Origin of the sequence: Streptomyces sp. NPDC048331 (assembly GCF_043201215.1) — a bacterium.
In the GTDB taxonomy this organism is placed as follows: domain Bacteria; phylum Actinomycetota; class Actinomycetes; order Streptomycetales; family Streptomycetaceae; genus Streptomyces.
This window is the reverse complement of the sequence record NZ_JBICYT010000018.1, coordinates 141,244-156,876: the sequence shown is the minus strand read 5'-3', so window position 1 is coordinate 156,876 and position 15,633 is coordinate 141,244. Positions and strand designations below refer to the sequence as shown.

At 69.3% G+C, this 15,633-nt stretch carries 14 protein-coding genes; 4 read left to right on the top strand and 10 right to left on the bottom strand.

The genetic code is table 11. The features are described from left to right. Window positions 1-31: 31 nt before the first annotated feature. A complete protein-coding gene (gcl, locus tag ACGFYY_RS25035) occupies window positions 32-1,819 on the bottom strand; it encodes a glyoxylate carboligase (RefSeq protein ID WP_365277485.1) in 1,788 nt (595 codons plus the stop codon). Between the two features lie 265 nt (window positions 1,820-2,084). Between gcl and ACGFYY_RS25030 the strand changes: the two genes are divergently transcribed. Continuing rightward, window positions 2,085-2,963 (top strand): hypothetical protein, encoded by an 879-nt coding sequence (locus ACGFYY_RS25030; protein WP_393712540.1) that lies wholly within the window; start codon window positions 2,085-2,087, stop codon window positions 2,961-2,963. Between the two features lie 158 nt (window positions 2,964-3,121). Then, on the top strand, window positions 3,122-3,610 hold the full coding sequence (locus tag ACGFYY_RS25025) for a glutathione peroxidase (protein ID WP_393712538.1): 489 nt from the start codon (window positions 3,122-3,124) through the stop codon (window positions 3,608-3,610). Window positions 3,611-3,705: 95 nt separating this feature from the next. Here ACGFYY_RS25025 and ACGFYY_RS25020 read toward each other — a convergent pair whose 3' ends face one another. Further along, entirely contained in the window at window positions 3,706-5,397 is a 1,692-nt protein-coding gene (locus ACGFYY_RS25020) for an AMP-binding protein (RefSeq protein WP_393712536.1), read from the bottom strand. A 97-nt stretch (window positions 5,398-5,494) separates the two neighbouring features. After that, window positions 5,495-6,658, bottom strand: coding sequence for a winged helix DNA-binding domain-containing protein (locus ACGFYY_RS25015; protein ID WP_393712534.1), 1,164 nt, complete (start codon window positions 6,656-6,658; stop codon window positions 5,495-5,497). Between the two features lie 153 nt (window positions 6,659-6,811). On the opposite strand from ACGFYY_RS25015, the gene ACGFYY_RS25010 reads away from it, so the two are divergent. Both ACGFYY_RS25010 and ACGFYY_RS25005 read left to right on the top strand, forming a co-directional pair. Beyond that, window positions 6,812-7,981 carry a magnesium and cobalt transport protein CorA gene (locus tag ACGFYY_RS25010; protein ID WP_393712531.1) on the top strand — a complete coding sequence of 390 codons (1,170 nt, stop codon included), beginning with the start codon at window positions 6,812-6,814 and terminating at the stop codon, window positions 7,979-7,981. 457 nt (window positions 7,982-8,438) lie between these two features. Further along, window positions 8,439-9,641 carry an IS110 family transposase gene (locus ACGFYY_RS25005; protein WP_393712529.1) on the top strand — a complete coding sequence of 401 codons (1,203 nt, stop codon included), beginning with the start codon at window positions 8,439-8,441 and terminating at the stop codon, window positions 9,639-9,641. Here the strand turns inward: ACGFYY_RS25005 and ACGFYY_RS25000 are convergent. The 7 genes from ACGFYY_RS25000 to ACGFYY_RS24970 all read right to left on the bottom strand — a co-directional run bounded on the left by ACGFYY_RS25000 (window position 9,620) and on the right by ACGFYY_RS24970 (window position 15,625). Continuing rightward, window positions 9,620-9,958: a hypothetical protein gene (locus ACGFYY_RS25000; protein ID WP_393712527.1), complete on the bottom strand. Its 339-nt coding sequence runs from the start codon at window positions 9,956-9,958 to the stop codon at window positions 9,620-9,622. The genes ACGFYY_RS25005 and ACGFYY_RS25000 overlap by 22 nt on opposite strands. 84 nt (window positions 9,959-10,042) lie before the next feature. Continuing rightward, window positions 10,043-11,515 carry an alpha/beta hydrolase gene (locus ACGFYY_RS24995; protein WP_393712525.1) on the bottom strand — a complete coding sequence of 491 codons (1,473 nt, stop codon included), beginning with the start codon at window positions 11,513-11,515 and terminating at the stop codon, window positions 10,043-10,045. 545 nt (window positions 11,516-12,060) lie between these two features. Next, complete coding sequence (locus ACGFYY_RS24990) at window positions 12,061-12,738, bottom strand: contact-dependent growth inhibition system immunity protein (RefSeq protein WP_393712522.1); 678 nt, start codon at window positions 12,736-12,738, stop codon at window positions 12,061-12,063. A 10-nt stretch (window positions 12,739-12,748) separates the two neighbouring features. Continuing rightward, window positions 12,749-13,048, bottom strand: coding sequence for an RNase A-like domain-containing protein (locus ACGFYY_RS24985; RefSeq protein WP_393712520.1), 300 nt, complete (start codon window positions 13,046-13,048; stop codon window positions 12,749-12,751). 9 nt (window positions 13,049-13,057) lie between these two features. Next, complete coding sequence (locus ACGFYY_RS24980) at window positions 13,058-13,606, bottom strand: hypothetical protein (protein ID WP_393712518.1); 549 nt, start codon at window positions 13,604-13,606, stop codon at window positions 13,058-13,060. Window positions 13,607-13,643: 37 nt separating this feature from the next. Further along, window positions 13,644-15,320 carry an RNase A-like domain-containing protein gene (locus ACGFYY_RS24975; protein ID WP_393712516.1) on the bottom strand — a complete coding sequence of 559 codons (1,677 nt, stop codon included), beginning with the start codon at window positions 15,318-15,320 and terminating at the stop codon, window positions 13,644-13,646. Next, window positions 15,320-15,625 carry a WXG100 family type VII secretion target gene (locus tag ACGFYY_RS24970; protein WP_393712514.1) on the bottom strand — a complete coding sequence of 102 codons (306 nt, stop codon included), beginning with the start codon at window positions 15,623-15,625 and terminating at the stop codon, window positions 15,320-15,322. The genes ACGFYY_RS24975 and ACGFYY_RS24970 overlap by 1 nt, the downstream gene beginning before the upstream one ends. Window positions 15,626-15,633: the final 8 nt, after the last annotated feature.

The window sequence follows — 15,633 nt, the reverse complement described above, 5'->3', positions numbered from 1 at the left end:
GACGGGGGCCGTCGTTCCGCGCTGTCGCGGATCAGACCTGCAGGGCCTTGATCGCGGTCGGGGCGTGGCCCGGCTCCGTCGCGAGCTCTTCGAACTCGGTGACGTCGCTCATGTCGACCGTCTTGCTCATCGCGATGTTGGTGATGCGCTCCAGGATGGCCTCGACGACGACCGGGACCTGGAACTCCTGGGCCAGCTTCTTGGCCTCCTCGAAGGCCTCGCCCAGCTTGTCCGGGTCGGTGACGCGGATGGCCTTGACGCCCAGGCCCTCGGCGACCTTGACGTGGTCGACACCGTAGACACCCAGCTCGGGGGTGTTGATGTTCTCGAACTCGAGGTTGACCTCGAAGTTGATGCCCAGGCCGCCCTGCGCCTGACGGATCAGACCCAGGTAGGCGTTGTTCACGAGGACGTGGACGTAGGGGACCTTGTGCTGGGCGGCGACCGCCAGCTCCTCGATCATGAACTGGAAGTCGTAGTCGCCGGACAGCGCGACGATCGGGGTCTCCGGCTCCGCGGTGGCGGCACCGATGGCGGCCGGGATGGTCCAGCCGAGGGGGCCGGCCTGACCGCAGTTGATCCAGTTGCGCGGGCGGTAGACGTGCAGGAACTGCGCCGCCGCGATCTGGGAGAGGCCGATGGTGGTGACGTAGCGGGTCTCCGGGCCGAACGCCTTGTTCATCTCCTCGTAGACGCGCTGCGGCTTCAGGGGGATGTTGTCGAAGTGCGTACGGCGCTGCAGGGTCGCCTTGCGGTCCTGCGCCGAGGCGGTCCAGGCGGAGAAGTCCGGCAGCTTGCCCTCGGCCTTGAGCTCCTTGGCGATCTCGATGAAGAGTTCCAGCGCGGCCTTGGCGTCGGAGGCGATGCCGAAGTCCGGGGCGAAGATCTTGCCGAGCTGGGTGGGCTCGATGTCGACGTGGACGAACTTGCGACCCTTGGTGTAGGCGTCCAGGTTGTAACCGGTGTGACGGTTGGCCCAGCGGTTGCCGATACCGAAGACGAAGTCCGACTCCAGGAACGTGGCGTTGCCGTAGCGGTGCGCGGTCTGCACACCGACCATGCCGGCGGCCAGCTCGTGGTCGTCCGGGATGGTCCCCCAGCCCATCAGGGTGGAGATGACGGGGACGTTGACCAGCTCGGCGAACTCGACCAGCAGGTCGGAGGCGTCGGCGTTGATGATGCCGCCACCGGCGACGATCAGCGGACGCTCGGACTCCAGCAGGAACTGCAGGGCCTTGGCGGCCTGGGCGCGGGTGGCCTGCGGCTTGTAGACCGGCAGCGGGGAGTAGGTCTCCGGGTCGAACTCGATCTCGGTCAGCTGGACGTCGATCGGGAGGTCGATCAGGACCGGGCCCGGACGGCCGGAGCGCATCAGGTGGAAGGCCTCCTGGAACACGCCCGGGACCTGCGCGGCCTCCAGGACGGTCGTGGCCTTCTTGGTGACCGGCTTGGCGATCGAGGCGATGTCGACGGCCTGGAAGTCCTCCTTGTGGAGCTTCGAGACCGGGGCCTGACCGGTGATGCACAGGATCGGGATCGAGTCCGCGATCGCCGAGTACAGGCCGGTGATCATGTCGGTGCCGGCCGGGCCCGACGTACCGATGCAGACGCCGATGTTGCCCGCCTTGGCACGGGTGTAGCCCTCCGCCATGTGCGAAGCGCCCTCGACGTGGCGGGCGAGGGTGTGCGCGATGCCGCCCACGTTCTTGAGCTCTCGGTAGAACGGGTTGATCGCAGCGCCGGGGACGCCGAACGCTTGTTCGACACCCTCGATCTTGAGGATCTCCACTGCAGCGGCGGCGGCTGTCATACGAGGCATCGAGTTCTCCTGCGGGTCTGGCGGTCAGGCTTTTCCGTAATCCGGAATTTTTGTTCTGCTATACGGAACAAGCTAAGCGGCGACTCCTGCGACGTCAAGGCGGTGGGGGACCTCGGAAGCCACGAAAAGCCGCAAGTCGGTCGCCGACTTGTACAAATCACTGATCCGCCGACGGGAATCCCCCGGAAAAGGCGTGCAACGCCCCCCGGCGGTCGCCGGTGGTGGAGCATGGACCTACGCACAGCGACGAGGGGGTCCAGGTCTCATGGCGGAAGCGGTACCGGTGCGCTGCCCGGCGTGCCTGCGCGAGAACGGCTACACCGCCCCGGTCTTCCCCTGCGCCTGCGGAAGCCCGGTCCATCCGCCGCTGGACCTGGCGGCGCCGCCGGTTCCGCTGACCCACCGGACGTGGTCCGACACCTGGGTGACGGTGCGCTGCACGACCTGCGGGCGGGAGAGCGAGTGGCCGCACCCCGAGCTGGGCTGCGGTGCGTGCGGCACGGTGGTCCTGATCCCGGTGCACCCGCTGGAGGGGACGGCATCCCCCGCGGGTCCGGCCGGCTCGTCCCCGGTGACCGCCCGGCCCGACCCGGACAGCACCGGGGCCGGGTCCGGGTCGGTGGGCGGGTCAGGGTCCGGGTCCGGGTCCGGGTCCGGCTCGGTGGGCGGGCGCAGGGGCGGAGCCGGTGGAGCCACGGGCGCAGCCGCCGACGGGCACCCGGCGCACATTCCGCCGCCGCCGGCCCCGCCCGTGCCGCGCCCCGCCTTCCGGCCGGTGACCATTCGTACGGCCCGCGACGCGGTGGCCACGGCCGCGCTGTACCTGCGCTGGCTCGGCTTCCGGGACGTGCAGCAGCCCGACGGACGGCCGATCCCCGCGGCGACCGTGGACCTGCGGGCTCCGGGCCTGGTGGCCCAGGTGGACCCGACCACGGCGCCGGCCGGGCTGCGGGCGGTGGAGTGCGTCTGGCTGAACGGGCTCACGGCCTCCGCGACCAGCGTCTACTTCGCGCTCGCGGGTTACACGGAGGACGCCCGGGCCCGCGCGGACGATCTCGGGATACCGCTCTTCGTCATGGACCTGACGGGCATGCCGCAGGCGGTCAACGACCCGGCGGACGCGTTGGTGGGCCCGGACGTGTAGGCCGTCCAGGAGCGGGAGGACCCGGCAGGCACCCGACGGTCCCGGCGGGCACCCGACGGTCCCGGCGGGCACCGGCAGGTCCCGGCAGGTCCCGGCAGGTTCGGCGAGCTACCCCCTAAGCTCGTAGCCATTGCCTACTTCCTGCCCAGGAGAGCCCGATGAGCCTGTACGACATCCCGCTGACCACCCTGTCCGACGAGCCCACCAGCCTGGCCGCCCACAAGGGCAAGGCGATCCTCCTGGTGAACACCGCCTCGCAGTGCGGGCTCACCCCGCAGTACTCGGGCCTGGCCCGCCTGCAGTTCGCGTACGAGGCGAAGGGCTTCACGGTCATCGGCGTGCCCTGCAACCAGTTCGGCGAGCAGGAGCCCGGCAGCGCCGAGGACATCCAGACCTTCTGCGCGGCCGGTTTCGGTGTCACCTTCCCGATGCTGGAGAAGTCCGAGGTCAACGGCGAGCACCGGCACCCGCTCTACCAGGAGCTGGTGAAGACCCCGGACGCGGACGGCGCGGCCGGGGACATCCAGTGGAACTTCGAGAAGTTCCTGATCTCCCCCGCCGGCGAGGTCGTGGCGCGCTTCCGCCCGCGCACCGAGCCCGAGGCCCCCGAGGTCATCGCGGCGATCGAGGCGAACCTGCCCGCGTAACACTCCGTAGGGATTCCTGGGGGTACTCCCTCGGGCCGCTGCGAGCCACCTACGGGCCGCAGCGGCCCGGAGGGCCTGGCCGATCCGCTCGGTGCTCAGTCCAGGTCGGACTCGTGGTACTCCCCGGCCGACCCGGCGGCCGTGAGCTCCCGCAACTCCACCCGGCGGATCTTGCCGGACACGGTCTTCGGCAGCTCGGCGAACTCGATGCGGCGGATCCGCTTGTACGGGGACAGCACCGCGCGGGAGTGCTCGAACAGCATCCGGGCCGTCTCCGGGCCGGGCTCCCAGCCGCCCGCGAGGGTGATGTACGCCTTCGGGACCGCCAGCCGCAGCGCGTCCGGGGCCGGGACGACGGCGGCCTCGGCCACCGCCTCGTGCTCCAGCAGGGCGCTCTCCAGCTCGAAGGGGCTGATCTTGTAGTCCGAGGCCTTGAACACGTCGTCGGAGCGCCCGACGTAGGTGAGGTACCCGTCGGCGTCCCGGGCGGCGATGTCACCGGTGCGGTAGAGCCCGTCGGCCATGGCCTCGGCGGTGCGCTCGGGGTCGTCCCGGTAGCCGGTCATCACCCCGGCGGGCCGGGTGCGCAGGTCCACGCAGAGCTCCCCCTCGTCCGCGGACTCCTTGCCGGTGACCGGGTCCAGCAGGACGATCTCGTAGCCGGGCGCGGGGCGGCCCATGGAGCCGGGCTTGACGGGCACGCCGGGGAAGTTCCCGACCTGGAGGGTGGTCTCGGTCTGGCCGAAACCGTCACGGATGGTGACGCCCCAGGCCGCGCGGACCCGCTCGATGACCTCCGGATTGAGCGGTTCCCCGGCGGCCACGGCCTCACGCGGAGGCCGGGCCAGCTGGGTGAGGTCGGACTGGATCAGCATCCGCCACACGGTGGGCGGGGCGCAGAAGGTGGTCACGCCGTGCCGGTCCATCTCGGCCATCAGCCGCTCGGGGTCGAAGCGGGTGTAGTTGTGGACGAAGACGGTCGCCCCGGCGTTCCACGGGGCGAAGAGGTTGGACCAGGCGTGCTTGGCCCAGCCGGGCGAGGCGATGTTGAGGTGCACGTCGCCGGGGCGCAGCCCGAGCCAGTACATGGTGGAGAGGTGCCCGATGGGGTACGAGGCGTGCGTGTGCTCCACGAGCTTGGGGCGGTCGGTGGTGCCGGAGGTGAAGTACAGCATCAGCGGGTCGGCGGCGAGGGTATCGCCGTCCGGCGTGAAATCGCCGTCGGCGGCTGCCGTGTCCGCCAGTCGCAGCCAGCCGTCCGGGACCTGCTCCCCGGCGGCGATCCGGGTGTAGTCGCCGGGCACCTCGTCGAACTTGGCCGTGTCCTCGGCGCGTACGACGACATGGCGCACCTGGCCGCGTTCGACCCGGTCGCACAGGTCGGCCGGGCCGAGCAGCGGGGTGGCGGGGATGACCACGGCCCGCAGTTTCATCGCGCCGAGCATCACCTCCCACAGCTCGCGCTGGTTGCCGAGCATGACCAGGATCCGGTCGCCGGGCGCGACGCCCTGCCCGCGGAGCCAGTTGGCGGCGGCGCCCGACCTTTCGGCGAGCTCCGCGAAGGTGAGGCTCCGGCTGGTGCCGTCCTCCTCGACGATGCGCAGGGCGTCGGCGTCGTTCCCGTCGGCGATGCGATCGAACCAGTCCAGGGCCCAGTTGAAGTGGTGGGGGCGGGGCCAGGTGAATCCGGTGTGGGCGGCCTCGTAGTCGCCGCGGCGCTCCAGGAGGAAGTCCCGTGCGGCCAAGAATCGGGCGGTGGCGTCGTCCTGCGTGCTCTCGGTCGTCATGACGGGCATCGTGCCGCCTTCGGTGTACGGACCACCAGTGCGGCGTCAGCCGCGAGTTGACGGCTCGGGACCGGCCGGAACCCTCCCGGGGCCCCCGTCAGGGGTTGATCTCCCCGAAGCGTACGACCGCACCACCGCCCCCGTGCACCGCCCCTTCCACCGCCTCTTCCACCGCTCCTTCCGCTGTCCCGTCCGCCGCCCCTTCCGTCATCCCTTCCACCATCAGCTCCCCTTCGGCGACGATCTCCTTCCGTGCCGCCTTCGGGACCGGGCCGAACAGCTCGACGGTGAGTTCCCTCCCCTCCAGCTTCCACAGGCCGGCGAGGAACCCGTCCACGAGCAGGGTGCGGTGGGCCTGGTTCCCCGTCCATGTGCGCCCCTTGATCTCCAGGGCGACCACGCGGGTGCGGTCGGCGTGCGAGAGCAGGAGGTTGTCGAACTCCGGGAGGAAGCGGGGCGGAGCCGGGGTGTCCGCGTCGGGGCGGGGGGCGTCGGGGAGGTCGAAGAGCTCCACGCCGTTCTCGTCCTGGAAGACGAGGAGGTCAGGGCGGAGCCGTTCGAAGGCCTCGCGCAGCCGGGTCAGTCCGGCCCAGGTCTGCATGTCCTTGACGGAGGCGGGCCCGAAGGCGGCGAGGTAGCGCAGCACGACCTCGTCCACGGGCTGAGCGGCGCCGGCGGGCTTCCCGAGCCAGCTCTCGACGGTGGTGAGGCGGACCTGGCCGCTACGCCCCCATACCCCCCGAGGGGTGACCTGGACGAGCGGCAGCCGACAGCGGGCGGCGACGGACAGCGACTGCGGGTCGGCGTCGGGCCATTCCTGGAGCAGTTCCTCGCGGATCTCGCCCATGGTGCGCGGCTCGCTCTCGACGAAGTCACGGGCGCGCCGCGCGAGCCGGTCCAGATCCACTCCCGTGAGCCCTTTGCGGAAGTAGGTGACCTCGCGGTCGCGGGCGGGCTGGACAAGGGGGCGCAAGGTCAGGGCGTCGTGGGCGGTGTGCGTGTGGATCGTCGAGCGCATGGTGACCATGCGGACGACCTGGCGGGATTCCATGAGCCCGGCCAGCTCGGCGGGCCGGAAGCCGGCGAGTCGGGCGTGCAGCTGGAAGTAGGGCGGCTTCACGTTCTGCGCCTGCAGCCCGAGGAGGTGCGCGACGGCATCGGCCGCGGACATCTCGGCGCGGCTCAGCAGCGACTGGCGGGCGAGCGTGGCACGGTTCAGAGCGCGGGTGCCGAGTACGGGGTGTGTCGTCCTGGAAGCCATGGCAGCAAACTAATGCCCGTTGCGGACAGTTTCGGTCCGCAACCTCCCTCCTGAGCGGGCCGAAAACTCCCCTGCCCGACACCGGCCGCCCCTTTCTGCCCTATATCCTGCCCCTTGCCCGTAAACGTTCATTCGACCGGGAGCTGACCTGCGATGTCGGAGCGTCCAGACCGCCGCCCCTCGCCGTCCGCCGCGAAGCGCGCCGGTCGGCGGCGCCCCACCGACCCGACCGCCGCCACCCCGGCGGCGGGACCGCCGGCCGGCCCGCGGCCGGCGCCGGCGGCCCCCGCTCCCCCGAACCACCGCAGCGTGATCGACTCGGCCGTCTACCGCGACGGCCGCCGGATCGCCTCCCCCGCCACCCTCGCCGACACCTTCCGGCGGCTGCGCGAGGAGCCCGACGGGATGGCCTGGATCGGCCTGCACCGCCCGACGCAGCCCGAACTCCACTCCTTGGCCGCCGAGTTCAATCTCCACGAACTCGCCGTCGAGGACGCCCTGGAGGCCCACCAGCGCCCCAAGCTGGAACGCTACGGCGACACCCTCTTCGTCGTCCTGCGCGCCGCCCGCTACCTCGACGCCCAGGAGGAGGTCGATTTCGCCGAGCTGCACATCTTCGTCGGCCCGGACTTCCTGATCACGGTCCGCCACGGCGGCGCCCCGGACCTCTCCGCGGTCCGCCGCCGGATGGAGGGCAACCCCGAACTCCTGTCCCTGGGACCGGAGGCGGCCCTGTACGCCATCCTCGACGCGGTGGTCGACGGCTACGCCCCGGTCGTCGAGGGCGTCCAGACCGACATCGACGAGATCGAGACGGAGGTCTTCCGCGGCGACCCGGCGGTCTCCCGCCGCATCTACGAACTCTCCCGCGAGATGGTCGAGTTCCAACGCGCCACCCGCCCCCTGGTGGGCATGCTCCACGGCCTGATGGCGGGCTTCGCGAAGTACGGCACGGACGAGGAACTCCAGCGCTACCTCCGCGACGTGGCGGACCACGTGACGCACACCAGCGAACGCGTCGACGGCTTCCGCCAGGCCCTCACGGAGATCCTGACGGTCAACGCCACCCTGGTCTCCCAACAACAGAACGCCGAGATGCGCGCCCTCGCCGAGGCGGGCTTCGAACAGAACGAGGAGATCAAGAAGATCTCCTCCTGGGCCGCCATCCTCTTCGCCCCCACCCTGGTCGGCACCATCTACGGCATGAACTTCGAGGACATGCCGGAGCTGAAGTGGGCCGGCGGCTACCCCTTCGCGATCCTGCTGATGGCGGTCGTCTGCGTCAGCCTGTACGTGATCTTCAAGAAGCGCGACTGGCTGTAGACGCAGCCCCACCTCTCGACTGATGTCGCCATAGCAAACGCCCGAAAGGTCGGACTGCCCGAGCGCTTCGGATCGTGGAAGGGCGCACCCAATCGGCTTCGGGACTCGGCCCCCGACGGACTTGGGGAGGTCTTCATCGGCCTCCTCGCGCAGGCCGATGCCGAAGGCGACCTCGGCTGGGTCGTCGGGGGCGACTCCACGATCGTCCCTGCCCCCCCCCCGTTACCTTCTTCGTGGCTCCGCAATGGGGCTACCGGCCTTCGGGTCCGGCATGACTTCCCCCCCTTGTTGTTCATGATCCGGGGGGTGGTGTCACCGGTCCCGGAGGCATCGACGGACCGCTGATGAGGGGCTTGAGCACCGGCTTCACCTGGGCCGGAAGAGCTCTCCGTAACGTGGATGTGGCAGCTCGGTGCCCTGGCAAGGCCGGACGAAAGCGTGATGGAGGGGCCTGCACGTGATCGACACCAGCAGCATCGACGTCTTCCTCGGCCTGGATGTAGGCAAGGGCGAACACCACGCCACCGCCGTCCCCCCGGCCGGGAAGAAGGCGTTCGACAAGCGGCTGCCCAACACCGAACCCAAGCTCCGTGAACTGTTCGCCAAGCTGAAGGCCAAGCACGGAACGGTGCTGTTCGTGGTCGACCAGCCGGCCTCGATCGGCGCCCTGCCCCTGGCCGTGGCACGGGACATGGGATGCGAGGTTGCCTACCTGCCTGGCCTGACGATGCGGCGGATCGCCGATCTCTACCCGGGCGAGGCCAAGACGGACGCGAGGGACGCGTTCATCATCGCCGACGCGGCCCGCGCGATGCCTCACACGCTGCGGGCGATCGACGGCGAGGACGAGACGACCGCCGAGCTGGAGATGATCGTCGGGTTCGACGACGACCTCGCAGGCGAGGCCACCAGGGTTGCGAACCGGCTGCACGGCCTGCTGACCCAGATCCACCCCTCGCTGGAACGGGTGCTGGGGCCGCGGTTGCAGCACCCTGCCGTCCTGGCCTTGCTGGAGCGGTTCGGCTCACCGGCACAGATACGCAAGGCGGGCCGTCGGCAGCTGGTCACGCTGCTGCGGCCGAAGGCGCCGAGGATGGCCGAGCGGCTGGTCGAGGAGATCTTCGCCGCACTGGACGAGCAGACCGTCACCGTTCCGGGGACCGAGGCGGCCGCGTTGATCGTCCCGAGTCTGGCCGGATCGCTCGCCGCCGTGCTCGATCAGCGCAAGCTGCTGGCCGGGCGGATCGAGGAACTGCTGGAGGACCACCCTCTTTCGAAGGTCCTGACGTCAATGCCGGGAGTCGGCGTCAGGACCGGAGCCAGGATCCTGATCGAGGTAGGTGACGGCAGCACCTTCCCGACCGCCGGCCACCTCGCCGCCTACGCCGGTCTCGCCCCGGCGACCCGGAGCTCGGGCTCCTCGATCCGCGGTGAACAGCCTTCCCGGCGGGGAAACAAGCAGCTCAAACGGGCCTTCTTCCTCTCCGCGTTCGCCGCGCTCGGCGACCCGGCATCGCGGGCCTACTACGACAAGAAGATCGCCCAAGGGAAGCATCACACCCAGGCCCTGCTCTGCCTCGCCAGGCGTCGGGCCGACGTCCTCTTCGCGATGCTCCGCGACGGAACCTTCTACGAGCCTCAACCCGCCAGGTCAGCTTGAATCGCCGAGAGCCTGGCGGGCCTCAGTCCACACCCTCTCGAACTCCTCCGCAGAGATCTCGTCCGCCTCAGGCTGGTCCTGCCAGCCTTCCATCGGACCTTCGGCAAGGACCCCGAACTGCCGTTCATAGTGCGGAACATGGCGCCGACATCGGCATGATCACGCAAGTGCAGCACCTCTTCCAGAGAGGCCGCCGTCACCGGGCGCGAGTCCTGCCTGCGGACCTCGACCTGTCGCGCTGCCCAGCCTTCGTCATCGGCCTCGAAATACAGCCACAGATCTTCGTCCTCGTAGTAGGTGCGGAACCACGTCGTCATGCCGCCATCCTGGCCCAGGACCTTGACCAAAGAGATAGGGGCACCCCCCAGCACGCCGGCGTCCGCGGACCGGATCGGCCGCCATCAGCGGCGCGCTCCTCTGCCGCCCGCTGCGACGCCGCTTGCCGTCCCGGTCGGGGCGAAGGGCGCGGTGTCCTGTCGGCAGGTGGCCTTGGCGGGCGGCAGGGCACCCGTGGTGAGGTAGCGCACGACGTAGTTGTTCACGCAGGTGCTGGGATTGAGCAGGGCCGTGTGACCGTAGCCCTGAAGGGTCAGCAGCCGGGCATCGGCCAGCTGGCTCGTCATGGACCGGGCCGCCTGATACGAAGTAGCCGTGTCGTAGAAGGGGTTGACGACGAGGATGGGGTGGGCGGTGGGCCGGTCGAACGGTCCCGTGTAGCGCTTGGCGGCCGTGGCCGGCCACTGCGCGCACCACTCGTAGTCCCAGACCCAGCGGCGGCCGAGGTCACCCGCGCGTTCGGCGCTGAACGCCTCCAGCTCGGGGTAGCGACTGAGTGCGCGGGGGTTGGGGCTGTCCGAGCAGACCACGGCGGCCTCCTGCTCGGTTCCGGGGTACCTTCCTGCCGGAGGGGGCGCGGCCGCCTCCGGCTCGCGCTCCTGCCACAGTGCTTGCAGCATCTCCGCGGCGCTCGTCCAGCCCGGGTGGACGATGTACAGGTCCTGCCGCAGTTCCGTGACCGCCCGGGCGTAGCTCCACCGGCCCACCGAGCGGCGCTGGAGCCGCCGCATCAAGTCCGTGTATTTCGCGCGGGTCGCCTTGGGGGTGCCCGCCGAGAACGCGCAGCGGGATGCGGGCGCCTCCCCGCACAGCTTGAGGAACTGACCCAAAGTGTCGGCCGAGCCCAGGTCCGACCCCATGCGCAACGAAGTGGTCTGTCGCGTATCGCCGTTCATCGCGCCGTCAACGTAATTGCGGGGGTCGACGTTCCCGTCCAGGACGAGGCCGCCCACCTTGTCCGGGAAGGTGTTGGCGTAGACCGCGCCGAGGAACGTGCCGTACGAGACGCCCCAGTAGTGCAGTTGCCTGTCGCCGACGGCCCGGCGCAGCTGGTCCAGGTCGCGGGCACTGTAGTACGTGGAGACGTACGGCAGCAGATTCGCGGCACGCTTCCTGCAGCCTTCGGCCAGCTCCGCCCTCCCGGCGAACCAGGCCTTCCGCTCCTTCTCGCCCACCGGGAATCCCTCGGGCCGGCGCGCCCAGAAGGCCGTCGCCTTCTCGGCGTTGGCGAAACACCGGACCGCCGTGCTGCGGCCCACGCCGCGCGGGTCCCAGCTCACGATGTCGAAGCGCTTGCGCAGCTCGGCGGGGAAGAAGCGGTTGTACCAGGCCGGCAGGGCGTCGGTGCCGGGTCCTCCGGGTCCGCCGGGATTGAAGAACAGCGAACCGATGCGCGTCGACGGACTGGTGGCCCGGTGCCGGATCACCGCGAGATCGACGACCTTCCCGTTGGGATGGTCGTAGTCGAGCGGGACCGGCAGCGTCGCGCATTCGTATCCCTGCTCGGTAGACTCCTCGCACGGCGCCCACCTCAGCACCGATGCTCCGCCTTCCCCGCTCCCCCCTCCACGAACGGCTTGCGGGGCGGCCGCAGCGGTCACCACGCACACGCACGCAACCAGCACGGCGGCGCGTCGTCCCGGACGGCGGCGCCCTCGCCCACCGGATATGAGGCCTGGCATAGGCTTCCTTCCCACGTGAGCCGGCCACTCGTGCCGGAGGTCCCGCGATCTGGATTCAGCTCACCACGGAACCGGTGGGCCCCGCCCCCGCTGCGCACCCGAACAGGTTCCGCGGCCGGTGGCGCACGCCCCTTCGGCGCCGCGGGCCTGGGGGCACCTCCCAGCGGCAGCTGCGAGATCAGCCGTACAAACGGGCAGCACGGTAAAGGGTCGGAAAGACCCTTCGAGCTGAAGTGGGCCGGCGGCTACCCCTCCGCGATCCTGCTGATGGCGGTCGTCTGCGTCAGCCTGTACGTCATCTTCAAGAAGCGGGACTGCCTGTAATACAGTGCGCCACAGCCCCGCAGGACGCCGGCCCGTGGCGGCGGGGCCCGGCATGGCCCCCGCCGGCCCGGAAGGGGTCAGTTCCCGTAGTCGGGCCTGGCCGTCGCGAGATCCTCCGCCAGCGTCCCGAGCCAGGCTTCGACCGAGAACGGGGCCGGCGGCTCGACCTCCATACCGAGCTCGGCGACGCCGACGGCGTAGTCGTGTTCCTCCAGCCCCAGAGCCAGCAGTTCGTGGATCTCGCCGACCAGTCGGGCGGTCAGCTGGGGATCGACCGTCGCCTTGTAGTCGCGGACCGCCACATCGTGGTCGCCGAACTCGTCGGGCATGTCCTGCGAGAACCATCCGCCGAGGAACTGTCCCAGCTCCCCGAAGCGGGCGTGCCACTCCCAGTGGGTCCGAGGGGCGCCCGGCGGAGGGACGTCTCCGGACTCGATGCTGCGCTTGATGTGGTCGGCCATCTCGGACAGCCAGCTTTGGGTCCGGGACTCGGACAGCCCGATGTCGGGTACCGAATAGAACTCGCCGAGGCGCAGTCGCAAGCTGCCCGGCGGATTCCGCGCGTACTCCCGGAGTTGTTGTTCGGCGACGGAGAGGGCCCAGGGCCGGGTGTGCCAGGTGTGCCGGAGGTACGCCCGAAGAGCCGGAGGCGCTGTGCCGGCTTCCGGACTATCGGGTTCCTGACCGACGAAGGCTGCGACGACGACGTCGAGTTCGCCGTACCGACGGTCGAACTCAAGCGGCTTCATGGGCACTGCGGCACCTTCAGAGATAGATCGGATACGTGGCGTGCACGACGAAGCCGTGCGGACTCGACGGTTCACGTCTCAGCGTCACCCGCGCGGCCCGCACGTCGACGGGCTCACGACCGGCGAGCATCATTGCCTGCAGCAGCACGCGCCCGACGGCCTCCTCACGGGACGGCCACGCGGCCTCGATGGTGAGCCTCGGTCGCGTGCCCTGGGCCAGCCAGCGATGTACGGCCTGCTCGTTGCGTGTGACGACCTGCTGGGTACACCACTGTGCGGTCGCGCGGTCGGGATAAGTGGCAGAACGGGTACGCACGGGAGATCCTCAGTCGATGGTGAAGCCCCAGAAGATGCCGACTTCCGTGGCGGAGACAGCGATTACACCACAATCCATCACGTGGTTGGTGAAGCCCTCATAGGCACCCTCGCGACGGAACATATCGGCATGGGGATTCTCTCGCGCCGTCGCCGCATTGGTGAAGAACAGCGCGTCTTCTCCGAATCTTTCCAGGATCGTTCTCGCGTGCGAGGTGAGCTCGGCCTCTCGCGCATCAAAATCCGGAATGTCATCTGTTTGGAACCACTCGCCCTGGAGCGTGACCAGGATTTGTTCGGCGCCCCTCCTGGACACGGGGAAGGCCGCACTGAAGTCGCCTGGCGTGACGGCACCGAACGGGCTGTCCGGGCCGGTGCCGTGATCGCCCCCTCCCGGTGCAGCGGCAACCTTGGACCAGCCACGCGGATCCTCCGTCCGCAGCTGCATGACGTCGAGGACGTCCAGGCGCCAGTCATCGCGCCGCCGCGCCCCCACAGCCGCGAACATCTCCTCCCCGAAAAGAGCCCGCAGGGAACGGCTCCACGAGGTGGCGTCCATCCGAGTCACGGCCTTACCTCAGTTCTCCACGTGCGCACTACGGGTGCTGGGTCTTGTCGGTGGGCATGGAAGTGAGAACGACGAACGGCGGGTGGCCCCCTGGATTGGGTCTCAGAACGACCCATACATTGGTCACGTCACGCGCGGCGGTGTCGCCCCGGTCCCACGACCTTCCCACGACGTCGTTCGTCGTGAGGAGGAGCGAGCGCGACGAGTTGGGTCCAGGGTTACCCGCGAGCCAATTGTCGATCTTCCTCTGATTGTCCGGTTCATCCAGGGCCGCCTGAGTATACCGCTGCGCGTCCGTAAGGCTCCCGAACGCCGAAACGGCCTCGGGACGGATTCCGGAAGGCCTGACGATCTGCTGGTCCCTCAGCCTTTGTTCCAGTTGCTCATCCGTCTTGCCCACATGTTTGTCCACCACATGGGACCCGAGAATCCCCTCCTGGTTCGCGAGGTCGATCGCGTATTTGTGATTGCTTTCGTCGTCCCCCGCCACCGTGTAGAGCGGATCGTTCTTGAAATCGGTCAGAGCTCGGGCGCCGAAGGACTCCGCCCGCGCCGACTCGGCCCGGAACGTGGGAGCACTGAGATACGCCTCGTCCAGGGCTTCGTGCAGTTTGTTCAGCTCCGCGACCTGCCGGCGCACGCGGTTGTTGTACCCCTCGACCGCCGCGTTCATCGCCTCCTCGTCCACCTCGAGGGCGAAGCCGACCGCGAAACTTCTCCCCATCTTGAGGAGTCCCTTGCCGAAGCTCTTGACGTCCTTCATGTCCAGGCCGTCACTTCTGTCGATGTGCGGCAGAGCCTTCAACACGGCCTCGTAGTAGAGCCTGCGAAGGTCGTCTCGCACGTCCTTCGCGGCGGCCGCCACGGCACGCAGCGCGTCACTCATGACGTCACAGGTCTTGACCATCACGTCCATGACCGGGTGGCTGCTGCCCTGACCGGGCTGCCCGGAGTCATGTTTCCACTCGTGGCCCTCGCGACTTTGGCCCCACGCGCTCGTACCCCAGACAGCGCTGCAGAACTGCCGCATCGCGGCGTTCCACTCGCCGTTGGACCGATCGGTGTAGTTGTGCACGGCACTGCTGAGGTTTCCGTCCGTGGCGGTGACGGACATACTCGCGTACACCCAGGCGATGGACATGTTGTCCAAGCCCTCATAGTCGGGCAACGGCATGATCTCGGCCGCCTTGCCCATGCGGTAGGCATCCTCCAGGAGGGGCCTGATGATCGCCAGGACTCCGGCCTCCAGCGCTTCCAGTGCCAACTGGAAGATGTCCTGACTCTGGTCGACGTCCGCCCACTTGAGGTCCGTCACGGACCCGTAGTTGGGCGGCGTGTCGATCACCGTCGGCGGTGGCTGGGTCTGGGCCGGAGCGCCCGAGGGGTCCGTGGCGGCGTCCGCGGTCGCGTAGTTGTTCGCGGTCACGGCGAAGCCGACGGCAGCGCCTCCGACGCTCGCCACCGATTTGGCCCACACCTCGATGAAACGGTTGCCGACCTTTCTGTACGCGGTGGAGAACTCCCATGCGGCGGTTCCGTAGCCCCCGCAGTCCGGATACCGGCCGAGCTCGTCGAGGAGCTGATTGGCCCCCTTGTGCAGTCCGTCCTGGAGATGAGCGACGAAGCCCGCCAGCGCGTGCAGCGCCCTGGGGGTGACGTCGATGACTCCGTCCTTCATGGGCGGCGGAGGAACAGGCATGCCCATCAGGCCGCTCCCCATCCGCGCAGCACCGCGGCTTGTGCCGCCGCGTAGTTGCTCTGACCGGTCGTCACGATGCTGTGAAGCCACGCCTGTGTCGCCTGAAGGTCCCGTGCGGACCGATCCCACTCGTCCAGCCTGTCGATGAACGCCTCGCGGGCCTCGCCCTCCCAGGCGAGAACGACCTTCTCGACGCGGTCGTGCATGGTCTGGACGTTCTCGTTGAGCTCCGCGAGGATCTCCTCCAGTTGACCGGAGAGGAGCTGCAGAGTGGCGAAGTCGACCGCTATGTTGCCGTCACTGTCAGTCATGCGTCCCC